The organism is Agrobacterium sp. ST15.16.024 (genome assembly GCF_027956545.1).
Lineage (GTDB): Bacteria > Pseudomonadota > Alphaproteobacteria > Rhizobiales > Rhizobiaceae > Agrobacterium > Agrobacterium cucumeris.
On the sequence record NZ_JAQKGO010000056.1, the window covers coordinates 1 to 415 of the forward strand.

The 415-nt window shown below is 64.6% G+C and carries 1 pseudogene; it reads right to left on the bottom strand.

The features are described 5' to 3' along the window. A pseudogene (locus PL640_RS25610) lies at positions 1–401 on the bottom strand (2-isopropylmalate synthase); the annotation flags it as partial. Positions 402–415 lie beyond the last annotated feature (14 nt).

The window sequence follows — 415 nt, forward strand, 5'->3', positions numbered from 1 at the left end:
ATCACCTCGGCCTTGTCCATGCCGAAAACCAGCTCGCGGAACAGCGGCGCGGTGGCATTGTAGAGGTGGACGGTAGCCCGGCGGGCGCCGCGCAGCGCCTCAAAGGTGCGCAGGATCAGCGGGTCTCGCGCCTGGGTCAGCACCTGGATGGTGACATCCTCCGGGATGCGCTGTTCGTCAATCAGCTGGCGGACAAAGTTGAAATCGGTTTGTGAGGCGGAAGGGAAGGCGACTTCAATCTCTTTAAAGCCGCACTCCAGCAGCAGATCCCAGAACTGCAGTTTGCGGGCGCTGTCCATGGGCTCCGCCAGCGCCTGGTTGCCGTCGCGCAGGTCAGTCGACAGCCAGCGCGGGGCGTGACTGATTTGCCGGTCTGGCCAGCGGCGGTCAGGCAGGGCGATCGGCGGATAGGGAC